The 22,941-nt window shown below is 48.0% G+C and carries 20 protein-coding genes; 14 read left to right on the forward strand and 6 right to left on the reverse strand.

From position 1 onward, the window contains the following. Nucleotides 1-2 precede the first annotated feature (2 nt). From K0H61_RS04555 to K0H61_RS04570, 4 genes are all read left to right on the forward strand, one after another. Nucleotides 3-650, forward strand: coding sequence for a methylamine utilization protein (locus K0H61_RS04555; protein ID WP_220051568.1), 648 nt, complete (start codon nt 3-5; stop codon nt 648-650). Continuing rightward, nucleotides 640-2,937 carry a putative bifunctional diguanylate cyclase/phosphodiesterase gene (locus K0H61_RS04560; protein WP_220051569.1) on the forward strand — a complete coding sequence of 766 codons (2,298 nt, stop codon included), beginning with the start codon at nt 640-642 and terminating at the stop codon, nt 2,935-2,937. The genes K0H61_RS04555 and K0H61_RS04560 overlap by 11 nt, the downstream gene beginning before the upstream one ends. A 73-nt stretch (nt 2,938-3,010) precedes the next feature. Then, nucleotides 3,011-3,889 carry a DUF3034 family protein gene (locus K0H61_RS04565; RefSeq protein WP_220051570.1) on the forward strand — a complete coding sequence of 293 codons (879 nt, stop codon included), beginning with the start codon at nt 3,011-3,013 and terminating at the stop codon, nt 3,887-3,889. Further along, nucleotides 3,886-4,419 carry a group I truncated hemoglobin gene (locus tag K0H61_RS04570; protein WP_258406006.1) on the forward strand — a complete coding sequence of 178 codons (534 nt, stop codon included), beginning with the start codon at nt 3,886-3,888 and terminating at the stop codon, nt 4,417-4,419. The genes K0H61_RS04565 and K0H61_RS04570 overlap by 4 nt, the downstream gene beginning before the upstream one ends. Before the next feature lie 56 nt (nt 4,420-4,475). On the opposite strand, the gene K0H61_RS04575 is transcribed toward K0H61_RS04570, so the two are convergent. The 4 genes from K0H61_RS04575 to K0H61_RS04590 all read right to left on the reverse strand — a co-directional run bounded on the left by K0H61_RS04575 (nt 4,476) and on the right by K0H61_RS04590 (nt 10,772). Beyond that, nucleotides 4,476-4,949, reverse strand: coding sequence for a LabA-like NYN domain-containing protein (locus K0H61_RS04575; RefSeq protein WP_220051571.1), 474 nt, complete (start codon nt 4,947-4,949; stop codon nt 4,476-4,478). A 127-nt stretch (nt 4,950-5,076) separates the two neighbouring features. Further along, nucleotides 5,077-8,241, reverse strand: a complete 3,165-nt coding sequence (locus tag K0H61_RS04580; protein WP_220051572.1) for a multidrug efflux RND transporter permease subunit — start codon at nt 8,239-8,241, stop codon at nt 5,077-5,079. Continuing rightward, the gene (locus K0H61_RS04585) at nt 8,241-9,353 is read right to left on the reverse strand and encodes an efflux RND transporter periplasmic adaptor subunit (protein ID WP_220051573.1); all 1,113 of its coding nucleotides are present in this window, start codon (nt 9,351-9,353) and stop codon (nt 8,241-8,243) included. Before K0H61_RS04585 ends, K0H61_RS04580 begins: the two co-directional genes overlap by 1 nt. Before the next feature lie 291 nt (nt 9,354-9,644). Then, complete coding sequence (locus tag K0H61_RS04590) at nt 9,645-10,772, reverse strand: metallophosphoesterase (RefSeq protein ID WP_220051574.1); 1,128 nt, start codon at nt 10,770-10,772, stop codon at nt 9,645-9,647. A gap of 254 nt (nt 10,773-11,026) precedes the next feature. On the opposite strand from K0H61_RS04590, the gene K0H61_RS04595 reads away from it, so the two are divergent. After that, nucleotides 11,027-12,037, forward strand: coding sequence for a TIGR00341 family protein (locus K0H61_RS04595; protein ID WP_220051575.1), 1,011 nt, complete (start codon nt 11,027-11,029; stop codon nt 12,035-12,037). A gap of 145 nt (nt 12,038-12,182) precedes the next feature. Here K0H61_RS04595 and ettA read toward each other — a convergent pair whose 3' ends face one another. Continuing rightward, nucleotides 12,183-13,850, reverse strand: a complete 1,668-nt coding sequence (gene ettA, locus K0H61_RS04600) for an energy-dependent translational throttle protein EttA (RefSeq protein ID WP_220051576.1) — start codon at nt 13,848-13,850, stop codon at nt 12,183-12,185. 191 nt (nt 13,851-14,041) lie between these two features. Between ettA and glyA the strand changes: the two genes are divergently transcribed. The 9 genes from glyA to K0H61_RS04645 all read left to right on the forward strand — a co-directional run bounded on the left by glyA (nt 14,042) and on the right by K0H61_RS04645 (nt 21,615). Beyond that, on the forward strand, nt 14,042-15,295 hold the full coding sequence (glyA, locus tag K0H61_RS04605) for a serine hydroxymethyltransferase (RefSeq protein WP_220051577.1): 1,254 nt from the start codon (nt 14,042-14,044) through the stop codon (nt 15,293-15,295). A 212-nt stretch (nt 15,296-15,507) separates the two neighbouring features. Beyond that, nucleotides 15,508-15,957 (forward strand): transcriptional regulator NrdR, encoded by a 450-nt coding sequence (gene nrdR, locus K0H61_RS04610; RefSeq protein WP_220051578.1) that lies wholly within the window; start codon nt 15,508-15,510, stop codon nt 15,955-15,957. 98 nt (nt 15,958-16,055) lie between these two features. Then, nucleotides 16,056-17,201, forward strand: a complete 1,146-nt coding sequence (gene ribD, locus K0H61_RS04615) for a bifunctional diaminohydroxyphosphoribosylaminopyrimidine deaminase/5-amino-6-(5-phosphoribosylamino)uracil reductase RibD (RefSeq protein ID WP_220051579.1) — start codon at nt 16,056-16,058, stop codon at nt 17,199-17,201. A gap of 7 nt (nt 17,202-17,208) precedes the next feature. Beyond that, the gene (locus tag K0H61_RS04620; RefSeq protein WP_220051580.1) at nt 17,209-17,865 is read left to right on the forward strand and encodes a riboflavin synthase; all 657 of its coding nucleotides are present in this window, start codon (nt 17,209-17,211) and stop codon (nt 17,863-17,865) included. 59 nt (nt 17,866-17,924) lie between these two features. After that, on the forward strand, nt 17,925-19,028 hold the full coding sequence (ribBA, locus tag K0H61_RS04625) for a bifunctional 3,4-dihydroxy-2-butanone-4-phosphate synthase/GTP cyclohydrolase II (protein WP_220051581.1): 1,104 nt from the start codon (nt 17,925-17,927) through the stop codon (nt 19,026-19,028). Nucleotides 19,029-19,172: 144 nt separating this feature from the next. After that, nucleotides 19,173-19,649, forward strand: coding sequence for a 6,7-dimethyl-8-ribityllumazine synthase (gene ribH, locus K0H61_RS04630; protein ID WP_220051582.1), 477 nt, complete (start codon nt 19,173-19,175; stop codon nt 19,647-19,649). A 14-nt stretch (nt 19,650-19,663) separates the two neighbouring features. Next, a complete protein-coding gene (gene nusB, locus K0H61_RS04635) occupies nt 19,664-20,068 on the forward strand; it encodes a transcription antitermination factor NusB (RefSeq protein WP_220051583.1) in 405 nt (134 codons plus the stop codon). Between the two features lie 79 nt (nt 20,069-20,147). After that, nucleotides 20,148-21,104 carry a thiamine-phosphate kinase gene (gene thiL / locus K0H61_RS04640; protein WP_220051584.1) on the forward strand — a complete coding sequence of 319 codons (957 nt, stop codon included), beginning with the start codon at nt 20,148-20,150 and terminating at the stop codon, nt 21,102-21,104. Between the two features lie 16 nt (nt 21,105-21,120). Continuing rightward, complete coding sequence (locus tag K0H61_RS04645; protein ID WP_220051585.1) at nt 21,121-21,615, forward strand: phosphatidylglycerophosphatase A family protein; 495 nt, start codon at nt 21,121-21,123, stop codon at nt 21,613-21,615. 91 nt (nt 21,616-21,706) lie between these two features. Here the strand turns inward: K0H61_RS04645 and K0H61_RS04650 are convergent, their stop codons facing one another. Then, on the reverse strand, nt 21,707-22,585 hold the full coding sequence (locus K0H61_RS04650) for a universal stress protein (protein WP_220051586.1): 879 nt from the start codon (nt 22,583-22,585) through the stop codon (nt 21,707-21,709). Nucleotides 22,586-22,941: the final 356 nt, after the last annotated feature.

Here is a 22,941-nt window from a genome sequence, read left to right on the forward strand (position 1 = left end):
CAATGATATTAAATCGCGCTGTATTTACCTTGTTAGTCTGTATGGTGGTGCCCCAGAGTATGGCCGCAGACCTCCAGATTCAGGTGGTAGACTCGCAACAAGTGACGCTGGCCGATGCGGTTGTGGAACTTATCCCTGATGTGATGCCCGATAAAACGACCATTACTGATCATTATGAAATGTCACAAAAAAACCGTGCCTTTATCCCCTTTGTGCTGGCAGTTCCTAGAGGATCAAAAGTAGATTTTCCTAATCTGGATCGTACCCGCCACCATGTGTATTCCTTTTCCGAGGCCAAGCCGTTCGAGTTGAAACTTTATGTGGGTAAAGCCGAAGCGCCGATTCTGTTTGATAAACCTGGCCTAGTGGCGCTTGGCTGTAATATTCACGATTATATGCAAGCCTTTATTTATGTTGCAGATAGCCCCATTGTGGCGGTGGCGAACGAAAAAGGAGAGATCCAATTCAAGGCACTTACGGCCGGTCATTATAAAGTCAAACTTTGGCATCCATGGCAGAAGGCCATGTCTGAGCCTAAGGACCTCAATTTGGCTGCCGAGACTCAAACACTCACGCTGGCATTAGATGTCGAGCGTCAGGCCAAACCTTCGGCTCCGCTATCGGGGTTTGGGTCCTTCGATGCTAAATAGTTTCCGTGCTCGACTGATTTTAGTTTTCTTTACTGTGCTGACCCTAGTGCAGTTAGCCACGGCATTTTCAGTGTTGACGGCAACACAGAGAGATAACTTTTTACAGCAACAAAAGAGCCTTGAAATCGGCGCGAATGTGTTTCTCGAAGTGTTGTCGAATCGCAGTGCTCAACTCAGTCAAAGCTTATCTGTGCTCAGCGCCGATTTTGGTTTTAAGCGTGCGATTGCGACAAGAGAGCAAGAAACGATAGAGTCAGTATTATCCAATCATGGTGCCCGTATCGGTGCTGATGCAGCCATATTATTGTCACCCAAGGGGGAACTGTTAACCTCAAGCCTGCCAGGGCTTACACAGGATGACATTCAATCCCTATTTGAACTGGCCACCAGCAATACCAATGCCTTGGCGATTCTCGATTTTGACCATGCGAGTTATCAGTTTGTCCTTCAACCAGTTAAGGCGCCAACTCTGATAGCCTGGGTTGGTATGGGCTTTTTGTTAGATGAAAAAGTGGCTAGCCAAGCCAAAGCCATCACAGGAATTGATGTTAGCTTTGTTAATCAGACCAATGGCTGGACTGAAATCGCCTCCACCTTATCCAGCGCCGAACAACAGAGTGTGCTTGCGCAGAAAAACCGATTCCCCAGCCTGTTAACTATGCCCAGCGAGTATATTCCTGCGGACTACTTATCCATGGCAATCAACCTGTATGAGCATAATGGTCGCCAGTTGGCGCTGCTGCACCAGTCAAACCTCAAGTGGCAGCAAAGTTATCTGCATTTACGCAATAACATGCTGCTGATCTTTGCGTTGACGCTGGCATTGGCGATTGCCATTGCCATTTGGTTGTCGGGCAGTTTGACCGAGCCCGTTCATCGATTGGTGCAATATGCCCGTAAAATTGGTCAGGGGCTGCAGCCCGAGAGCATTCAGGGGGCGCCTGCGGAATTGCGGGTATTGGCCAACAGTTTGTCTTTGATGCGGGAGGATATTGAGGCGCGCGAAAAGGATTTACTGTATCAGTCGCGCCACGACAGTTTGACAGGCTTGCTGAATCGTTTCGCGGCAAAACAGCATTTAACCGATCTTAACCAAGATCTCTCCGGCACTATCGTATTGCTGGATATCAAGCATTTTCGCCATATCAACGACATTATCGGTTTTGCTAACGCCGATAGCTTATTGCTGCTGTTTGCCCGCCGTTTGGAACAGCTGGCACCCACAGCGGATATGCTGGCGCGATTGGATGGCGATTCGTTTTTGCTCTTGTATCGCCAAGGGATTGGGGGCGATCAATTACTGAAATCCTTGGATATGCTGGAAGCTCCCTTTCCCATCCAAGGTTCCAATATTTCGCTGACGGTACGAGCAGGGCTGCTCGAAATTGATGGCAATGGTGCCGACATTGATGTGTTGCTGCGCCGCGCCGAAATTGCCCTCAACCAGGCCTGCCTTCAGGAACTGCGAATCGTTAGTTATCGTGAGGGCGACGATGAAAAGTATCAGCGAGAACTCACACTTATCCGTGATTTGCCTATCGGTTTGGCGCAGGACCAGCTCTATTTGGTGTTTCAGCCCAAGGTTAATTTACCGCTCAATCAATGTACTGGCGCCGAGGCGCTTATCCGCTGGCAACATCCTACTCTGGGTTTTATCCCGCCGGATGAATTTATTCAACTCGCTGAAAACTCAGGCAACATTGATATTGTCAGCCAATGGGTACTGAAGCAGGCCATCAAGCAGTTGGTGACATGGCAGCAGCAGGGCCTAGCGCTGAAGTTGGCGATTAATCTGTCTGCCCACGATTTACTGGATACACGTTTACCAAATCAAATTGCCAACCTGTTAAAGGACAATCATCTGCAACCCGGAGCACTCTGCATCGAGGTCACCGAAGGCGCCGTAATGAAAGATGCGCAAACCGTTGTGGGGGTCTTGCAACGATTCCGCGATATGGGCGTCTCGGTTGCGATAGATGATTTTGGCACCGGACATTCATCACTGGCGTATTTGAAACTATTACCCGTTGATGAAGTGAAGATTGATCGTAGCTTTATCCAGAATATGCACTTGAACAGTCAGGATGCCATGATAGTCAATACCAGCATTCAATTGATCCATGGCCTCGGCTTTAGCGTTGTGGCTGAAGGTGTTGAAGAGCCAGAAGGTGTTGATATTCTTCGTCATCTCAACTGCGATCTGATCCAGGGCTATGTGTATTCCAAGCCGTTAAAAGCGGCTGAGTTTGACCAGTGGTTTGAAGCATTTAACAGTAGCAGCAAATAACAAAACGCCGAATGGCGTCAGGGGGCATCATCGCCCTCTAATGCAACCAATCGCGTATTGAGTGAGTATGTCCATGAACACAATGAAGTTGAGCTTATCGACTCGGCGCTATGCTAGGGCGCTGCTTTGTCTGTTTTGTCCGCTTTGGTTAGGGGGCATTGCGCCAGTTGTGGCTGAGAGTAGCCGCGTGATCGCCACTGGCGGCGCGTCAATGATCGAGGGCAGTGCCGGCGGTGGCATAGTGCCTTGGGCCGTGATAAACGGTTATGGCAGCAGTGATGAGTGGTCGGCAACGGCCATGGCCACGGGTGTTTATGTCGATGATTTTACGCTAAAAGTGATGGGCACCTCGTTAAGTTATGACAATCTGTTTGAGCTCAGTTTGGCAAGGCAAACCTTTGATTTGGATACTCTGGGCGGCGAGCTTGGTCAGGATATTGTGGGGTTCAAATACAAGCTTGCCGGCGAGTTGTTATATACTGCCATGCCACAAATCACCTTGGGCGCACAGTATAAAAAAGTGGATGACTTTAGCCTTCCTCAGGCGGTTGGCGCGCGGGATGATTGGGGGGTAGATATATATGTCGCTGCCAGTAAAGTGTTTTTTGATACGGTAGCGGGTCGTAATTTGTTACTCAATGCCACAGTGCGCGTGACCAAAGCCAATCAAACTGGCTTATTAGGGTTTGGTACTGAGGCCAGTAACGATTACCACTTTGTGTTGGAAGCCTCGGCTGCGTTACTGCTCACCGATAATCTGGCACTGGGTATTGAATATCGTCAAAAACCGAACGAACTGGGATTTGCTCGAGAGGATGATTGGCAGGACATATTTTTAGCTTGGTTTATCAATAAGCATCTGTCAGTGGTCACAGCCTATGCCGATTTAGGCAGCATTGCGGGTTTTGAGCATCAGCAGGGCTGGTATCTGTCGCTGGAGGGCGCGCTATGAGTCATTTACGCAAGTTTCTCTCTTTCGCCACGGTACGCTTTACCACGGCACTTTTAACCAAAGCATTTTTAACCACAGCCCTTTTAATCACAGCTCTTTCAATCTCGACAGCTTTACTTGCTGGCTGCGCCCAATCTGATCCTAACACCACTGTATCTAGTGTGAACGCCAGTCCTACAACATTGTATCAGGCCCTCGGTGGTGATTCGGGCGTTTCGGCTATCGTTGATGGCTTGCTTGCGCGTATCGCGCGGGATCCCCGCATTGTGCACCACTTCGATGAAACGGATATTGCTATCTTTCGCGAGCGTCTTATCGAACATTTGTGCGCTGTAACGGATGGTGGCTGCGTCTATCAAGGCGAAAACATGGCAGACAGCCATAAAGGTTTGAATATCACTCAGGCCGATTTTGATGCTTTAGTCGGGCATTTGATTGAATCGATGAAGGAACTGCATATTTCAACATCGAGCCGCAATGCGCTGCTGAAGCGCCTTGCGCCCATGTATTCCGATGTGACGTCTCAGTAACGGCTTGCTAACTCGTTCGTGTGGGGGATGCAGTTAATGCTGGGGATATACAGGCATTAACGTAACAATGACTCTTCTATCGGATTAAAGCAGCTGGCCGCCTCCATCAGAGATTTTGCGGTGAGGGAGGGCACGCCATACACCTCAGCCTCGACGGCGTATTTTTGCCTTATCTTATCGAGCAAGAGGGCAAAGTCCCCATCGCCAGATAGCAAGATTACAGTATCCACCTCGGGCGCCATTTCCAGCACATCTATGGTGATGCCCACATCCCAATCGCCCTTCGCCGAACCATCGCTGCGCTGAATAAAGGGCTTAAGCTTTAGCTCAAAACCAATATGTCTCAACGCATCTTGAAATTTTAACTGGCCATCGTCCCCGCGATGAATGGCATAGGCGATGGCGCTGACAATCTCACCCTGCGCGCTTAACTGTTGCCAGAGTTTGCGATAGTTAAACTGGCGCTGATAGGCCTCACGGCAGGTGTAATAGATATTTTGGACATCGACAAATAGGGCGATTCTTTTCAAGGGCTTATCTCAACAGTTAAGCTGGTTAGAATGTATAACTTTAGCATGAAGCGACTAAAGGCCATTCATAAGCATTTTACATAGAAAAAAGCCAAGGCGTCGCCTTGGCTTTAAGATTAAATCCTTGTTAGTTTTGCGACTCTACAACAGTGTTTGATTGTTGGCTTGACTGTTTTTGGGCTGCTAACTGCTGAATCGCTAATTCTTGAGCCTTGATAGCCGCTTCGAGTTTCGCTTCAACATAACCCGGAGAGTGAGTCGCGCCCGAAATAAGCCGATACATGGCTGGGATCACAAACAGGGTCACGAAGGTCGCAAACGCCATTCCGAAGAACACTACAGTACCCACGGCGATACGGCTCTCTGATCCCGCACCCGATGAGAAAATCAAGGGCACTGCACCCACTAAGGTGGTAAACGCCGTCATCAAAATCGGCCGTAAACGGCGGGTCGAGGCATCAATAATCGCCTTATCCAGCGCTAAACCTCGGTCACGTAATTGGTTAGCAAATTCAACGATTAAGATACCGTTTTTGGTCACCATACCAATCAACATGATCATACCAATCTGGCTGTAGATGTTGATGCCTTGACTGGTGATAAGTAGACCTAAGAAGCCACCAAATACCCCCATAGGTACAGTAAACATCACCACTAAGGGGTTAATAAAGCTTTCGAACTGCGCTGCTAATACTAAGTAAGCCACTAATAGAGCTAAGCCAAAGACGATAAGAATGCTGCTTTGGTTTTCCTTAAAGTCTTTAGATTCACCGGTATACCCGATGGAAATATCCTTTGGCAGTAACTCAATTGCCTTGTTATCCAAAAACTGGAGCGCTTCTCCCAAAGTGTAACCTCTGCTGAGGTTGGCTTTTAAGGTGATCGACTTTTGTTTGTTGGTGTGGCTGAGTTTTTGTGCCGAGGCCACTTCCTCAATATGGGTCACAGTGTCTAATGTGACTAATTCACCCTTAGCCGAACGCATATAAATCTGGCTTAAGTCGCCCACGTTATTAAAGCTATTTTCATCGCCACGCAGGTACACATCGTACTCTTCGCCGCGATCGACATAGGTGGTCTCCTTACGACCCCCCAGCATAACCTCTAAGGTTTGCGAGACTTCATCCACGCTAATGCCCAGTTCTGCGGCGCGCTCTTTATCGACGGTGACGATAAGTTCAGGTGTGGTTTCGGCGTAATCGAGATCCGCACCTTCCATCAGAGGGCTGGCATTGGCTTCCTCTTTTAATACCTGCGCCCATTTGAATAGCTCGGCGTAATCTGAGCCACCAAGGACGAATTGCACAGGCTCGCTCGATTGCCCCCTAAAGCCTGGCATCATAGGACGCACCATCACATCGGGGATATCCTTGAGCGCCTTACTGACAATTCCGAGGGCTTCTTGGGCACTCGCCGAGCGATGTTCCCAGTCCTCTAATTGCATGATCACAAAGCCTGTTTGGTCGCCCGCGCGGCCACCAAAGGCGGGCGCCTGCACACTGAATGAACGTAGAACGCCTTGGCCAAGAAGTGGCATTAGGCGGTCCTCAACAATATCCATGTTGGCTGTCATGCGGTTATAACTGGTGCCTTCAGCGCCTTTCACAAAGGCGTAGAGCACGCCTCTGTCTTCCTGCGGCGCAAGTTGTGAAGGGACGCGCTGCATTAACAATGCGCTACCACCGACACAGGCGAGGATGACCAAGGGGGCTAGGAATCTAAATCGAATCGCCTTAGTCACCGCAGCGCGGTACACCCTTTCCATGGCAACAAAGCCATCGTCGACCCAGCGATTAAAGCGATTGGGTTTGACGTTGGCCTTAAGCAGTTTACTGCTTAGCACTGGCGTTAGGGTTAATGCAATTAATGATGAGAAAAGTACTGACACTGCGAGCATCACAGAAAACTCGGTGAACAGCAGACCGACCATGCCCTCCATAAAGGAGATGGGCAGGAACACCATCACCAGTACCGCCGTGGTCGCAACCACCGCAAAGCCCACTTCGCGGGTCCCTTTGTAGGCGGCAAGTAGTGGTTCCTCGCCACGCTCAATATGATGGAAGATGTTTTCCACCACCACAATCGCATCGTCGACGACTAAGCCAATTGCAAGAATTAATGCCATTAAGGTGAGCAGGTTAATCGAGTAGCCAAACATGTTGGCGGCGATAAAGGCTGAAATTAACGACACAGGAACCGTCACGGCGGGGATGAGTGTGGCCCGTGCCTGACCAATAAAAATATACAGCACCAATACCACGAGTGCGCCCGTGACATAGAGGGTGTTATAGACCTCGTTGATTGAGCGGTCGATAAATACGGTGGAGTCAAAGTCCACGACTAGGCTGGTGCCCTCAGGCAAAAAGTCTTGAATTCTATCGACTTCTTTATGCACTTCCTGCGCCACCACTAACGGGTTGGCATCGGACTGGGTGATGACTCCAAGGCTTAAGTTAACGATGCCGTCACTTTTAAAGGTCGAGTTTTCGTTCTGGGCGCCCACGGCCACATCGGCCACGTCTTTAAGGTAAATTGGCGTGCCGTCGCTGGCGGTGCGAATAACTAGGTAATCGAAATCCTTTGGGGTGTAATAGAGGCGTTTTGTGCGCACCGACATCACAGTGGTGTCGTTACGTACTTGGCCGCCAGGGGTTTCGACGTTTTCCTTACGCAGGGCATTGATGATGTCGGTCACTGTCACATTGCGGCCCGCCATTTGCTCGGGTCTAAGCTTTACGTACATCACCTTGTAGAGCCCACCAGAGATACTGATGGAGCTTACGCCGCTGATAAGGCTGAATCTGTCTTCCAAAACCCTTTGGGCATAGTCGGTCAGCTGCGTTCTATCCATCACGCTGGAGCTTAAATTCACGTAGACCGACGGCTCGCCCGAACCATTGTCCTTAGAGACCACTGGATCGTTCGCATCCTCCGGCAGACGGCGCTGGGCGCGAGCTACAGCGTCACGCACATCACTGACCCCTTCGGTTAAATTCCAACCGAGGAGGAATTTAACCGTGATCCGCGAGCTCCCATTACGGGTAGTTGAGGTGATTTCATCGATACCACTGATCCCCGTGAGTTCATCCTCCAGGGTTTGAGTGATTTGACTTTCCATAATGGCCGCCGAGGCGCCAGAATAGCTAGTACTAACAGTGACCACAGGGCTTTCGACGTCGGGCATTTCCCTTATTGACAGTTTAGTGAAAGACACGAAACCGAAAACACACAAGAGTAAGCTTAAAACGATGGCAACGACGGGGCGCTTAACAGAAACATCGGATAGCCACATTATTTGGTCTCCGCGCTGTTGCGGCCAGATTGGCTGCCGGGAGCATTGCTGTCATTTTTTACATCGAGGCGGACTTCATTGATTTTTAGGCCGTCGCGCATATTCACAAGTCCCTGTACCACCACTTTATCGCCAATCTTAAGACCGCTGTCGATAAGCACTTGGTCGCCCACGCGTGCGCCCAAAATCACTTCGGTGCGATGGGCTATCTCGTCTGCGCCAACCACGTAGACATAGCGTTTAGTGCCCGAATATTCGAGTGCTTGTACTGGTACAATGGGCGCGGCAATTGGCGGGAAGGTGAGGGTGGCTGACATCATCATCCCAGGTTTTAGGCGGTTTTTGGCATTCTCAAACTGCACCCTAACCTTAAGGTTGAGGGTTTCTTCGTTAACCCTTGGGTCGATGGCTACCACTTTGCCGATAAAGGTTTCATCAGGCCAGGCGCGGCTCACGGCTGAGACATCCATACCGATGCTAAGTTGCGATAGAAAGTGCTCTGGGACTTGCAGATCGACACGCATGCTGGAGAGGTCGTCTAAGGTCATCAGTTCCGTGCCAATACTGACCATCTTACCTTCGCTAAAATTGATCAGGCCAGTTTTGCCGGCAAAGGGGGCCGTTAGAGAATGGTAATGTAGGTCAGCTTCTGCTGAGGCTAAACGTGCGGCCGCCATATCGACGCTAGCCTTTTGGGCATCGATTTCGGTTTGGGTGATGGCATTTTTGGTGATGAGCTTTTCGAATTCGCGCAGCTTACGGCTTTCATCATTTAAGTAGGCTCGCGCCTCGGCAACCGCGGCTTGGGCTTTCATATCATCGAGTTCAATCAACACTTGCCCTTGTTTGACTGCTTGGTTAGAGGTCACTGCGACGCGAGTAATTTTTCCGGTCACTTGAGGCGCGATAACCACGGCGCGCTCCGCTGCAAGTTTACCAATTAATGAAATTGACTGCGCGAGTGGATGCTCAACTACTTCACCTGTAACAACAGGAACTGTGCGCATAAAACGAGGCTCGACCTCGGGTTTGGCTGCGTGTAATAAATCACTGTAACTGACTGCGGTGGCCGCTATCGCAATAAAGGCGATGGCAATGATGGTTTTTTTCATTGGAATGAGGTTCTCGTGCAAAGGCCTTTAACGGGTAAATAACGCTTCTGGCGCTATTCTAGAGAATATCATCTAGGGTGTGGGTAAATGTTTGTAAATTTGCGTGTAGGAAAGTGAAACTAATTGTGTTTTTTCGTCAACCGGGCAATGAAACTTAAGATTTTCGTGCCTTTGTCAGTAAGAACGTTGTAGTTAATCAATTGGGGGGACAATTGGACCTAATGAAAATAGCCTGCTCATAAGGCCAGATTGATCAATTACCAGTCACTGGTCGTAGGCATAAGTCCGCTTTTAGAGTGTTCGCTGCTCGCCTTGATATAAACCGCGGCTGAAGGATTTGCCCTTTATCAGCAGTAATTCCCCAGACTTGCCATCCTTAATGCTGCTGTCGATCGCAATGATTTTATTGTTAAATAGACCCAGAACTCGTTCCTGTGAGGTATGGCCGACTACAATATGTTCCACATTGAAGTAATTCAGGATGTTATCGACCTCATTATCCTTTAACTCATCTTTAAAATAGCCTCGATACCAAGTTGGGCCATTTTTGAAAAACAGGAAGTTGAGCAATTCATTTTGCTTTAGCTCCTCTTTACTGTCATCTAGATGCTCGCGAAACAACTGGTTAGCCGTGCTGATATCGAGTTTTCGCTCAAGCCATTCAGGGCTGATACCGCCGTGCATAAACAGCAGATTGTTGATTTTGACCAAGGTATTTTTAGTTCTTAGCCAGCGGCCGATTTCGGTGCCTTTATTGTAAAGAGCGTCGTAGCTACGGTTAAGTAGATTGGCCGAGGTTTGGTAACGATCGTTGACATAGCGTACGTCACCCCGAAACACCATCTGTTCATGGTTGCCCATTAGAAGATGTAATTTGCCGCCTGCTGCCTCGGCTTGCTTGTCTAATTCGTATAAAAACCAAAGTACTTCATTAACTTGATGGCCTCGGTCGAACATATCGCCTGTCATCACCATATGGCCGTCGCCAAAGGCCCAACGATTGTTGGCATCGATAACCCTGTGGGCCTTGAGCAGATTAATCATCACATCGAACTGCCCGTGCACATCGCTAAGCGCCACTATCATGCCGACATTGCTGTAGGTATCAGCCTCGACAATCGGCGCTTGGGAATGCAGTTTGGGCTCAGCAAGTTTTGCACAATCTTCTGGCCGTTTGAGTTGGTGTTCGATGATTGGCGTTTGCTTAAGTTTATCGTCACATACCCAGAAGGCGGTGTTTTCGCGCTCTTTATCCAAAAATACATAGGGGCCATCGTTAATCTTATCCGCGGCATTCACTCCAGTAGATTGCGCGAGAAGGAGGGCAAGGCTAAAGCTGCGAAGGGGAAATTTAACGGATGCGCCATGCTCTGTCTTATTTAGGATACAACTCGCTATTTTTTTCAGAAGAGTGGGCATGGGGCATCCTTGAGTATTTGTTCACCATTGTTAATAAGTTGCCAAGCATAAAGTGAACTTGGCTCACCGACAAGGACATAAAACTGGGTATTTTTACATCTAACTTATCGTTCATCATTCCTTTGCTGGATATTTTAAAAAGTGTTTCACAATCCCTTTTAGGCGGATTTTTGTTCAGCTATATTCAAATCGTAAGCGGTTAAAATAATGACGTTTTCCTGCAACCTTTCCGGTATCCCTAAAGAGAAAACTAAATGAGCGAAGACATTAAGGATCATAAGGAACTCACCCGCGCCAATATTCGGGTGAATGCTCAGCTCGATGTGCCATTTTTGGCGATGAACACCCTAGCGGCGATTATTGCAAGTTATGGCCTCTTGGCTAACAGCGCCGCCGTGGTGATTGGCGCCATGATTGTTGCCATGCTGTTTTCGCCGATTTTAGGCTTGGCCCTTGGCTTGGTCGAAGGCGAAAAACTGCTGGTGCGTCATTCGATAAAAAGCATTGTGGTGGGCAGTATTGTTGTTTATGCCACGGCGCTGCTGATTGGTTTTGTGCATTCAGACATCCCCATTACGCCTGAGATTATGGCGAGAACCTCCCCCAATTTTCTCGATTTAATGGTGGCCTTTGCAGGAGGTGCTGCAGGGGCTTATGCAACCATTTCGCCGCGTTTAAGCACTTCATTTGTGGGAGTGGCGATTGCTACCGCTTTGGTGCCGCCCCTTTGCGCCTCGGCAATCTTGCTTGGGCATGGCGATTTTGCGTTGGCACGTGGCGCCTTCTTGCTGACTTTTACCAATATTATCGCTATTCAATTTGTGTCCTCGGTGGTGCTGTGGCTCAATGGCTTTCATGGGTTTTATTTTTGGCAAAAAAGCTCTATTTGGGAACTGCTTAAGCGTAATGTGATCTCCATAGTATTGTTGGTTCTATTGGTGGTTGCCCTGAGTTATAACCTGCAAAATGTGGTCGCGCGGCAACTCTACGAAAGTAAGGTCATACGGGTGGTGGGCGAGGAGCTACTTAGCTACCCAAATCTGAGGTTAATTCGCGTCAACATCGATGAGGAAAATGGCATACAGATGGTGCGGGTGATGGTGGGCGGAATTCAAAAACCCGATGCCAAAGGTTTTGTTCGACAACTGGAGAAGCGACTCGCAGAGGAAGATAAGACGCGGCCTGCCTCGGTGAGGTTACGTTATGTGCAAGTCGATGTGTTTGATAGGGACGGTGAAGTCAAAGCGATTGCCGATAAGGATTAAAGCAGGGTTTTACAGCGGCTGTGACTGTTACAATTGAATAACGCTTAAAACCTGCGAGTTTCTTTCAAACAGTCAGTTTTGCCCATAGCAACTTGCAAATAAAAAGCCCCGCCATGATTGGCGGGGCTTTTTAATATAAGCCAAATTACTTGGTCATACGCTTGTATTTTAAGCGGTGTGGTTCAACCACATCGGCGCCGTAGGTGTTCTTCAGCCACGCCGAGTATTCGGTGTAGTTACCTTCGTAGAAGTTAACTTGGCCTTCGTCGCGGTAGTCCAGAATGTGGGTCGCGATACGGTCTAAGAACCAACGGTCATGCGAAATCACCATGGCACAACCTGGGAACTCGAGAATCGCTTCCTCCAGTGCACGCAGGGTTTCAACGTCTAAGTCGTTGGTGGGTTCGTCGAGGAGCAGTACGTTACCGCCAGCTTGCAGCAGTTTAGCTAAGTGAACACGATTGCGCTCACCGCCCGATAACGTGCCAATCACTTTCTGTTGATCCGCGCCACGGAAGTTGAAGCGGCCCACATAGGCGCGGCTTGGAATTTCCATGTTGTTGATACGCATGATGTCTTGACCACCAGAGATTTCTTGCCAAATGGTGTTCTTGTCATTCATAGAGTCACGGAACTGTTCAACCGACGCTAATTGTACGGTTTCACCTAACTCGATGGTGCCGCTATCGGGCTGCTCGCTGCCTGACAGCATGCGGAACAGGGTCGATTTACCCGCGCCGTTAGCACCGATAATACCGACGATAGCGCCCTTAGGAATGGAGAACGACAGGTTGTCGATCAGCACGCGGTCACCGTAGGACTTAGTCAGGTTAGTGACTTCGATAACTTTGTCACCTAAACGCGGTCCTGGTGGAATGAACAGCTCATTGGTTTCGTTGCGTTTTTGGTAATCAGAGGTGTTAAGCTCTTCAAAGCGCGCCATACGGGCTTTGCCCTTAGACTGACGGCCTTTCGCGCCTTGGCGAACCCATTCTAATTCCTTAGCGATGGTCTTTTGACGGGCGCTTTCAGCGGCAGATTCCTGCTTTAAGCGGGCATCTTTTTGCTCAAGCCATGAAGAGTAGTTACCTTCCCATGGGATACCTTCACCACGGTCAAGTTCTAAAATCCAGCCAGCAGCATTATCGAGGAAGTAACGGTCGTGGGTAATCGCCACTACTGTGCCCGAGTATTCCTGCAGGAAGTGCTCAAGCCACGCGACTGATTCGGCGTCCAAGTGGTTGGTGGGTTCGTCGAGCAGCAGCATTTCTGGCTTTTCGAGCAGTAGACGACAAATTGCCACACGGCGGCGTTCACCACCCGATAGCACTTCAATTTTTTCATCCCAATCTGGCAGACGCAGTGCGTTAGCGGCGCGCTCTAGAATGTTGTCTAGGTTGTGGGCGTCTTGGGCTTGGATGATGGCTTCGAGTTCACCTTGCTCTTTGGCAAGCGCGTCGAAGTCGGCATCGGGATCGGCGTAGGCTGCGTAAACTTCATCTAAACGTTTGAGGGCATTTTTCGCCTCCGAAACCGCTTCTTCAATCGCTTCGCGAACGGTTTGCGTTGGGTCAAGCTTAGGTTCCTGTGGCAGGTAACCAATCTTGAGCCCCGGCATTGGGCGCGCTTCACCTTCAATTTCGGTATCGAGACCTGCCATGATACGCAGTAGGGTGGATTTACCTGAACCGTTTAGACCTAATACACCGATCTTAGCGCCGGGGAAAAAGCTTAAGGAAATGTCTTTAAGGATCTGCTTCTTAGGTGGAACAACCTTGCCCACCCGCAGCATGCTATACACAAACTGAGCCATTTTTTCTGTATCTATAAGTGACTAATGATGCGGCTAATTCTACTCGATAATCCGGCGAACTCAAATCGACAATGAGTCGCTTTCAAGGCAATTGCGCAGGATTTTCATCTTCTAAACACTGTGATTGTGACCTCGTTACGAGTAGAATACCGCGCAACCCTACCTATAAGAATTGGCAGCTGGAGTTAGCAATGCTGAAAAAAGATATGAATATCGCAGATTATGATCCGGAACTGTTTAACGCAATCCAGAACGAAACCCTGCGTCAAGAAGAGCATATTGAACTGATTGCTTCTGAAAACTACACCAGTCCTCGCGTGATGCAGGCGCAAGGTTCACAGTTAACCAACAAGTACGCCGAAGGTTACCCTGGCAAGCGTTACTACGGTGGTTGTGAGTATGTTGACGTCGTTGAAACCTTAGCAATTGAGCGTGCAAAGCAACTGTTTGGCGCAACCTATGCAAACGTTCAACCTCACTCAGGTTCTCAAGCAAACAGTGCCGTTTACATGGCATTGCTAAAACCAGGTGATACCGTTTTAGGCATGAACTTAGCCCACGGTGGCCACTTAACTCACGGTTCACCGGTAAACTTCTCTGGCAAACTGTACAACATCATTCCTTACGGTATCGATGAGTCTGGCAAAATTGACTACGACGAGATGGAGCGTCTGGCCGTAGAGCACAAGCCAAAAATGATGATCGGTGGTTTCTCTGCCTACTCAGGTATCGTTGACTGGGCAAGAATGCGTGAAATTGCAGACAAAATCGGTGCTTACCTGTTTGTTGACATGGCCCACGTTGCCGGTCTCATTGCAGCTGGCGTTTATCCAAACCCAGTGCCACACGCACACGTTGTCACGTCTACGACTCACAAGACCTTAGCGGGTCCCCGTGGCGGTATCATTCTGTCTGCGGCTGATGATGAAGAGCTTTACAAGAAGCTCAACTCAGCGGTATTCCCTGGCGGTCAAGGCGGTCCTTTGATGCACGTTATCGCGGGTAAAGCGGTTGCTTTCAAAGAAGCACTCGAGCCAGAGTTTAAAGCCTATCAACAACAAGTGGTTAAGAATGCTAAAGCCATGGTTGAAGTGTTTTTAGAGCGCGGTTACAAAATCGTTTCTGGCGGTACTGACAACCACTTAATGCTGGTTGACCTAATCGGTCGTGAACTGACGGGTAAAGAAGCCGATGCAGCTTTAGGTAGCGCAAACATCACAGTTAACAAAAACTCTGTACCAAACGATCCACGTTCACCATTTGTGACATCAGGTGTTCGTATCGGTACGCCGGCTATCACTCGCCGTGGCTTTAAAGAAGCTGAAGCAAAAGAGTTAACTGGCTGGATCTGTGACATCCTTGACGATGCCCACAACCTAGACGTTATCGAGCGCGTAAAAGGCCAAGTATTGGCACTGTGCGCCCGTTTCCCAGTTTACGGTTAATCCGTAAAGCTATCCTTTACAGGGCTAATAGCAATAACTGCTGAGGTGGTTAATGCGAGGTAGTTAACCTCAGCCCATAAATAGGATAAAATCCCATGGCCGCAAATTGCGGCCATTTTTATTGCTTAAATTCAAGGCTTAAATCGAACTTTCAAGTCTTGGATGTAGCGTAAAGCCCAAGGGGTTAAACCCATCCACAGGCAGGAGGCTCAATGCATTGTCCATTTTGCAGCGCGACAGACACTAAAGTTATCGATTCCCGATTAGTGGCGGAAGGCCATCAAGTACGTCGCCGCCGGGAGTGCACCGAATGCCACGAACGATTCACCACCTTCGAAGGTGCCGAATTAGTCATGCCACGCGTAATTAAGCGTGACGGAACTCGTCAGCCATTCGATGAAGAAAAGCTGCAGGCGGGAATGTTGCGTGCGGTTGAAAAGCGCCCAGTGTCTATGGATGAAATCGATCAGGCCTTAAGCAAAATTAAATCTATGCTGCGCGCGACTGGCGAGCGTGAGGTCCCATCTGAGATGATTGGTAACCTGATGATGGAGCAGCTGATGAACTTAGACAAAGTGGCCTATATTCGTTTTGCCTCCGTTTATCGCGCCTTTGAAGATGTGTCAGAATTTGGCGAGGCGATTGCTAAACTTCAAAAGTAAGCTGCACATTCATCTACTCGAATGAGCAGATGAAAAAGCCGCAGGGGGTGATATCCAACCTCACCCTAAGCAATCGATGACGTAAAAATAGGGTTAACATGAATTGGTCAGTACTCGATAACCAGATGATGAGCCGAGCTATCCGATTGGCTCGAAGAGGGTTTTATACCACTCGTCCCAACCCTAGCGTTGGCTGCGTTATCGTGAAAGATAATCAAATTATCGGCGAAGGTTACCACCAAAGGGCGGGTGAACCCCATGCCGAGGTGCATGCCCTGCGCATGGCAGGTGAAAATGCCTGCGGCGCGACCGCCTATGTCACCTTAGAGCCCTGCAGTCATTATGGCAGAACGCCGCCCTGCGCCTTAGCGCTGATTAATAATGGCATTAAGCGGGTCGTGGTTGCCGTTGAAGACCCCAATCCTCAAGTGGGTGGTCGCGGTATTCAAATGCTGCGTGACGCAGGGATTGAAGTCGATGTAGGTCTGCACCGCGATGAGGCCTATGCCCTTAATTTAGGTTTTATGCAGCGGATGGAAATTGGCCTGCCTTGGGTAACGGTAAAACTTGCCGCGAGTCTCGATGGCAAAACTGCCTTATCCAACGGTGTCTCTAAGTGGATTACCGGCAGTGATGCGCGCCGTGATGTGCAACGTTTACGATTACGCTCCTGCGCCTTGATTACCGGCATTGAAACTATTCTTGCCGATGACCCTGCTTTAAACGTGCGTTATCAGGAACTGGGTAGCGTTAAAGACTCGCTTAATGAAGAGCTACTGCTACAGCCACTACGAGTCATATTAGATAGCCGTTGCCGTATGCCGAGTTCGGCCGCATTATTTGCGATTACATCGCCCATTCTTTTAGTCTCAACCTTAGCCTATAGCGAAGAATTTAAAGCCCTATTACCCGAGCATGTGACTTGCCTCCAATTAAGCGCAGTCGATGGGCGCGTATCAATCCCCGAGCTGTTAGCCTATTTAGGTCAAAGCTGTAATCAGGTACTGGTGGAAGCGGGTGCAACCCTTGCGGGCGCGTTTTTAGCCGAAGGGTTAGTCAATGAGCTGGTGCTTTATCAGGCGATGAAAATCCTTGGCGCTAAAGGGCGCAATTTACTTGAATTGCCGGATTATCAAATGATGTCAGACATCCCCGATCTTACGCCGACCGATGTACGTAAATTGGGCAAGGATACCCGTATCACCTTGAGCGTTAAGCCCAAACTATTTGCAACAACTAAGTGAGTTAATCATGTTTACTGGGATTATTGAGGCCGTTGGCACACTGCGAAAATTAGAGCGTAAGGGCGATGATATTCGTCTTACGGTCGCCAGTGGCAAACTGGATTTAACTGACGTGCGCTTAGGCGACAGTATTGCGACCAATGGCGTGTGTTTGACCGTAGTACAACAACTTGCAGATGGTTATGTTGCCGATGTGTCAGCTGAAACCGTGAGCCTCACCGGATTTGCAAACTATCAGGTTGGCACTAAGGTTAATCTTGAAAAGGCCGTGACTCCAACGACCCGTTTAGGTGGGCATATGGTGAGTGGGCACGTCGATGGGATTGCGACCGTTGAGCAACGTCATCACCGCGGACAAGCCATTGAATTTTGGCTGGCGGCACCCGCTGAGCTTGCCCGTTATATTGCCCATAAAGGCTCGATCACTATCGATGGCGTGAGCCTAACCGTTAACGAAGTTGACGGGGCACGATTTAGATTGACTATTGTTCCCCATACCGCAGGGGAAACCACGCTTATCGATTTAAAAGCAGGTGATAAGGTGAATATTGAAGTGGACTTAATTGCCCGTTATCTCGAGCGTTTAATGAATTTTGAAAATAAACCAGCAAAAGGCAGTGGCGTGACTATGGAAATGCTCGCCCGCGCGGGGTTTGTGCGTTAACGCCGAACTCATAATTAATATAATAATTTCAATTACAAGCAAAAAATTAAGGTCATATTATGGCGCTTCACAGCATAGAAGAGATCATCGAAGACATTCGTCAGGGCAAAATGGTTATTTTGATGGATGACGAAGACCGGGAAAACGAAGGCGATCTGATCATGGCGGCCGAGTTAGTGACGCCTGAGGCGATCAACTTTATGGCAAAATTTGGCCGTGGCCTGATTTGCCAAACCATGACAAAAGCCCGTTGTCAGCAGTTAAATCTACCGTTGATGGTCACCAACAACAATGCCCAGTTCTCCACTAACTTCACCGTTTCGATTGAAGCGGCCGAGGGTGTTACTACCGGTATTTCTGCCCATGATCGTGCTGTGACCGTAAAAGCGGCGGTGGCCAAGGATGCTAAGGCGTCAGATTTAGTTCAACCAGGGCATATATTCCCCTTGATGGCACAGGATGGCGGGGTGTTAATTCGTGCCGGTCACACTGAAGCGGGTTGTGATTTAGCCCGTTTAGCGGGTCTTGAGCCATCGGGCGTTATTGTTGAGATCCTCAACGAAGACGGTACTATGGCGCGCCGCCCAGATTTAGAAGTGTTCTCTGAACTGCACGGCATCAAGATCGGCACGATTGCGGCCTTGATAGAATACCGTAATACCAAAGAAACCACGGTTGTGCGTGAAGCTAAATGTAAATTGCCAACTCGTTTCGGTGAGTTCGATATGGTGACCTTTAGGGACACTATCGATAATCAGCTGCACTTTGCGTTAGTAAAAGGTGAGGTAAAACCCGATTGTTTAGTGCGCGTTCACTTGCAAAATACCTTTAATGATTTACTGCATTCAGAGCGCGATCAGCAGCGCAGTTGGCCGTTAGAGAAAGCCATGGAGCGTATCGCAAATGAAGGCGGCGTGTTGGTGCTGCTTGGGAATCAGGAGAATACCTGTGAAATGCTCTCGAAGGTTAAAGCCTTTGAGGCTGAGGATCAAGGTCAAGCCACTGCCCCTGCAAAATGGCAGGGTACCTCTCGCCGCGTGGGTGTGGGCTCACAAATTCTATCAAGCCTTGGCGTGACTAAAATGCGCCTATTAAGCTCACCTAAGCGTTATCATTCGCTGTCGGGCTTTGGTTTGGAAGTCACTGAATACGTTGCCGAATAGTCGATTTGGCTTGTTTGGTTTGATAAGCTTTTGGGTAAAATTTTCCATTTCTATAATTTGCATAGGGCTGTGAGCAATTGACTGTGGTATCATGTCGCCACTTTTCGCCCAGAGCCGGGTGCTTTAGCTTAATTAGGTAAGAAAATGAACGTAGTTCAAGGTAATATCGAAGCGAAGAATGCCAAAGTTGCGATTGTTATTTCGCGTTTTAACAGCTTTTTGGTTGAAAGCCTACTTGAAGGCGCAATCGATACGCTAAAACGCTTTGGCCAAGTCAGTGATGACAACATTACTGTCGTCCGTGTTCCTGGTGCGGTTGAGTTACCGCTTGCTGCACGCCGTGTGGCTGCCAGCGGTAAATTTGACGGTATTATCGCATTAGGTGCGGTGATCCGTGGTGGTACCCCTCATTTTGATTTTGTTGCCGGCGAATGTAATAAAGGCTTAGCTCAAATCGCGTTAGAATTTGACTTGCCAGTTGCCTTCGGTGTGTTGACGACTGATACCATTGAACAAGCTATTGAACGTTCTGGTACTAAAGCGGGTAACAAAGGTGGTGAAGCCGCTTTAAGTCTGCTTGAAATGGTCAACGTACTGCAACAGCTTGAACAACAGTTGTAATAGTAGGAAAAATAATGAAGCCTTCTGAGCGCCGCAAGGCCCGCCGTTTAGCCGTGCAAGCCATTTATTCATGGCAACTAAGCGGGAATAATATTGCCGATGTCGAGCATGAGTTTTTAACTGAACAGAGTCTCGACGGTGTCGATGTAGCTTACTTCCGTGAGCTATTTGCAGGCGTTGCAACTAAGACAAATCAACTGGATGAACTGTTTATCCCTCACTTAGATCGCCCAATCGATGAAGTGTCTCCTGTGGAAAAAGCCATTGTGCGCCTTGCCGCCTATGAGCTGACTTTCCGCAAGGATGTGCCTTTCAAAGTTGCCATCAACGAGGCAATCGAATTGGCTAAGGCTTTCGGAGCGGATGAAAGTCACAAGTTTGTTAATGGATTACTCGACAAACTGGTTGCACGTAAGTAATAAAGGACAAACGGTATCTTCGGATACCGTTTTTCATTGATAACAAAGGTGGCCGATTAACCTCGAGCCAAACTGTACAGTGAAAGAATTCCAACTGATTGAAAGTTTTTTTAGCCACCGCGGCCCGTCTCGCCGTGATGTTAAGCTGAGCATAGGTGACGATTGCGCACTCGTTCAGCCCGCCGAGAACAAATCGATAGCGATTTCATGCGATACCTTAGTCGAAAATGTTCACTTTTTCCCCGATATTCCGCCACAAGCCTTAGGTTATAAAGCCTTAGCCGTTAATCTGTCGGACCTCGCCTCAATGGGCGCAGAGCCTGCTTGGATGACACTTGCGCTGACTCTGCCAGAGGTGAATGAAGAATGGCTTAGCGGTTTTAGCGAAGGCCTATTTGAGGCGGCGGAATATTACGGCATTGCACTCATTGGTGGTGATACGACCCGTGGCCCAAGGTCAATTAGCATTACTGTCCATGGGCAGGTGCCGCAGGGCAAAGCTTTGACTCGACATGGTGCTAAAGCCGGTGATTGGATTTATGTCACTGGCACACTGGGTGACTCGGCCCTTGGGCTCGATTTGATCCGTGGCACCCAGCATGCCCGAGCTGAGCATAAAGAATACCTTATCAATCGTCATTACCGTCCAACACCCAGAGTGTTAGCGGGTCAGTCACTGCGCTCGTTAGCATCCAGTGCTATCGATTTATCCGACGGCTTTATCTCTGATATTGGTCATATTCTTAAAGCTTCTGGTGTCGGCGCTGTGGTTGAAGTGGCGAATATTCCGCTTTCTCAAGCTATGAAAGATACCCTTAGCGAAGAGCATGCGCTAGGTTATGCATTAACCGGTGGTGAAGACTATGAGCTGCTGTTTACCGTTCCTGAAGCACAAAAAGGCGCCTTAGAGACGGCCTTAAGCCATTCGGGGACTAAATTTGTTCGTGTGGGGCAAATGTGTGCCGGTAATCAACTTAGGCTGCTGTTAAACGGTGAGCCATTTACGCCGCCATACCATGGTTTTGAACACTTTTAATGAAGTTATAATTTAAATGAAGTTATTGTCTCAAGACCCTGCACTTAAGCGTTTATCCCTGAAGAATCCGGCCCATTTTCTGGCTCTGGGCTTTGGAAGCGGGTTAGCGGCTAAAGCCCCTGGTACCTTCGGCACGCTTGCGGCCATTCCTTTATATCTGTTGTTAGCGCCGCTGCCGTTAACTTGGTATCTGCTATTGACTGCGGTCAGCATTTTTGCGGGCATTTATATCTGCGATAAAGCGGCAAAGGATATGGGAGTGCATGACCACGGTGCAATCGTTTGGGATGAGGTGGCCGGTCTACTGATCACTATGATTGCTGCGCCTAAGGGAGTGATTTGGTTAGTTGTCGGCTTTGCACTGTTTCGGCTATTTGACATCATCAAGCCATGGCCTATTCGCTGGCTCGATGCCAAGGTTGAAGGGGGCTTTGGCATCATGATTGATGATGTGCTTGCCGGGATATTTGCTTTCATTTGTGTGCAATTACTGGTTCACTATTTCAGCTAAATAGCCAGTCGTCCTAACTATCACACACCAATAAAGCCTTTATGGGAGACATAAAGGCTTTTTACTTCTTTGTGGCGTTGGTATGGGGTGATTAATGGTGGACTTTAGGTTTAACAATAAACAAATCGGTTCTTAACTGGTTGATTAAGTTTCTCGCGGCATTGCCTTTAAAGGTGCTCAATATGCCTTTGTGCTCTGCACTGCCCATCACCAGCATATTAACATTTAATCTTTTGGCCTCATCAGAAATCGTGTCTTCAGGAAGGCCTTCCTCAACGTGGAGATTACGTGGGTCTAGATGATAGCCGCGTGCGACCTCATTTAGTTTCTCTTTGTACTTTTCCCTTTCTGTTAACAATTTATGGGGCTGATGGTGGTGAAAACTCATGTAAAATGGGTCTGGTAAATAACTGTTTATCAAATGAAGATCATTGGCTAATAGATTAGCTATGGATTTACTTTCTTCAATCAGGGTCTCGTTAAACTTTTGGTGGGAGAGATTTTCATTGTCGATTTCGAGTGCTGTCAAAATGTGACCATTTTCGTGCCAATCCTCGAGATCGACAAACATCACTGGAATATCGTCCAATTTTAACAATTGCCATTCATCGGCAATCAAAAATTCATTGAAAAAGGGTGGATAGAATTTATGACTGACAATAACAAGATCATACTTGAGTTGTTTGCATTCGTTTACAACCGCATTGTGAATAGAGTGAGATTGGCATTCTTTTATTTCAATTGGCTGGTTTCTATCAGGGTAAGCTAGGATAGGTTTGCGTGAACCATTGATTTTATTTCTAGGTTTATCTCGATGAAGTAAAAGATTTAAATTGAAGTTATGGGTACGTTTCACTTTCAAAATGGTTAATGAAGCTTGGCATTTCCTGGCTAATACAACTGACTTTTTAATCACCGCGTTGGGGGGAATTGAGTCATCAACCGCCGCAAGAATATGCTGGAATGACATGTCAATCTCCTATTGACTAGATGGGGATTTAAGTTTAGGAGAGTAAGTTTTTTACGGTAATATTAATTATCGCTATCAGCTATGTGTTCTAGTTTTTATTAATCTATAAAAATATACATCTATATAATTCAGAGTATTAGTTAATGGTAAATTTTATGCATCTTAATATTTATTATAATTATCGGTATTTATATTCTTTAAAATTAGAAACTGATGTCTAAATGTTTCTGTTTAATGAATATTGTAAATATTTATTAGATGGTATGATTATAAAATGGATTATATAGATTATTGGAAATAAATGCTGTTAGCCAAGAGGGGATAAACGGGTTTTAAAATTGTTCTCGCAGAAAATA

The organism is Shewanella acanthi (genome assembly GCF_019457475.1).
In the GTDB taxonomy this organism is placed as follows: Bacteria; Pseudomonadota; Gammaproteobacteria; order Enterobacterales; family Shewanellaceae; genus Shewanella; species Shewanella acanthi.

Bases quoted from the DNA above. Each gene is read 5' to 3' on its own strand.
- K0H61_RS04650 (WP_220051586.1), bottom strand. From the start codon at position 22,585: ATGTCATTCCAGCATATTCTTGCGGCGGTTGATGACTCAATTCCCCCC.
- K0H61_RS04645 (WP_220051585.1), top strand. From the start codon at position 21,121: ATGAAGTTATTGTCTCAAGACCCTGCACTTAAGCGTTTATCCCTGAAG.
- K0H61_RS04590 (WP_220051574.1), bottom strand. From the start codon at position 10,772: ATGCCCACTCTTCTGAAAAAAATAGCGAGTTGTATCCTAAATAAGACA.
- nrdR (WP_220051578.1), top strand. From the start codon at position 15,508: ATGCATTGTCCATTTTGCAGCGCGACAGACACTAAAGTTATCGATTCC.
- glyA (WP_220051577.1), top strand. From the start codon at position 14,042: ATGCTGAAAAAAGATATGAATATCGCAGATTATGATCCGGAACTGTTT.
- K0H61_RS04585 (WP_220051573.1), bottom strand. From the start codon at position 9,353: ATGAAAAAAACCATCATTGCCATCGCCTTTATTGCGATAGCGGCCACC.
- K0H61_RS04595 (WP_220051575.1), top strand. From the start codon at position 11,027: ATGAGCGAAGACATTAAGGATCATAAGGAACTCACCCGCGCCAATATT.
- K0H61_RS04565 (WP_220051570.1), top strand. From the start codon at position 3,011: ATGAACACAATGAAGTTGAGCTTATCGACTCGGCGCTATGCTAGGGCG.
- ettA (WP_220051576.1), bottom strand. From the start codon at position 13,850: ATGGCTCAGTTTGTGTATAGCATGCTGCGGGTGGGCAAGGTTGTTCCA.
- ribD (WP_220051579.1), top strand. From the start codon at position 16,056: ATGAATTGGTCAGTACTCGATAACCAGATGATGAGCCGAGCTATCCGA.
- K0H61_RS04555 (WP_220051568.1), top strand. From the start codon at position 3: ATGATATTAAATCGCGCTGTATTTACCTTGTTAGTCTGTATGGTGGTG.
- K0H61_RS04620 (WP_220051580.1), top strand. From the start codon at position 17,209: ATGTTTACTGGGATTATTGAGGCCGTTGGCACACTGCGAAAATTAGAG.
- nusB (WP_220051583.1), top strand. From the start codon at position 19,664: ATGAAGCCTTCTGAGCGCCGCAAGGCCCGCCGTTTAGCCGTGCAAGCC.
- K0H61_RS04560 (WP_220051569.1), top strand. From the start codon at position 640: ATGCTAAATAGTTTCCGTGCTCGACTGATTTTAGTTTTCTTTACTGTG.
- K0H61_RS04580 (WP_220051572.1), bottom strand. From the start codon at position 8,241: ATGTGGCTATCCGATGTTTCTGTTAAGCGCCCCGTCGTTGCCATCGTT.
- K0H61_RS04570 (WP_258406006.1), top strand. From the start codon at position 3,886: ATGAGTCATTTACGCAAGTTTCTCTCTTTCGCCACGGTACGCTTTACC.
- ribBA (WP_220051581.1), top strand. From the start codon at position 17,925: ATGGCGCTTCACAGCATAGAAGAGATCATCGAAGACATTCGTCAGGGC.
- ribH (WP_220051582.1), top strand. From the start codon at position 19,173: ATGAACGTAGTTCAAGGTAATATCGAAGCGAAGAATGCCAAAGTTGCG.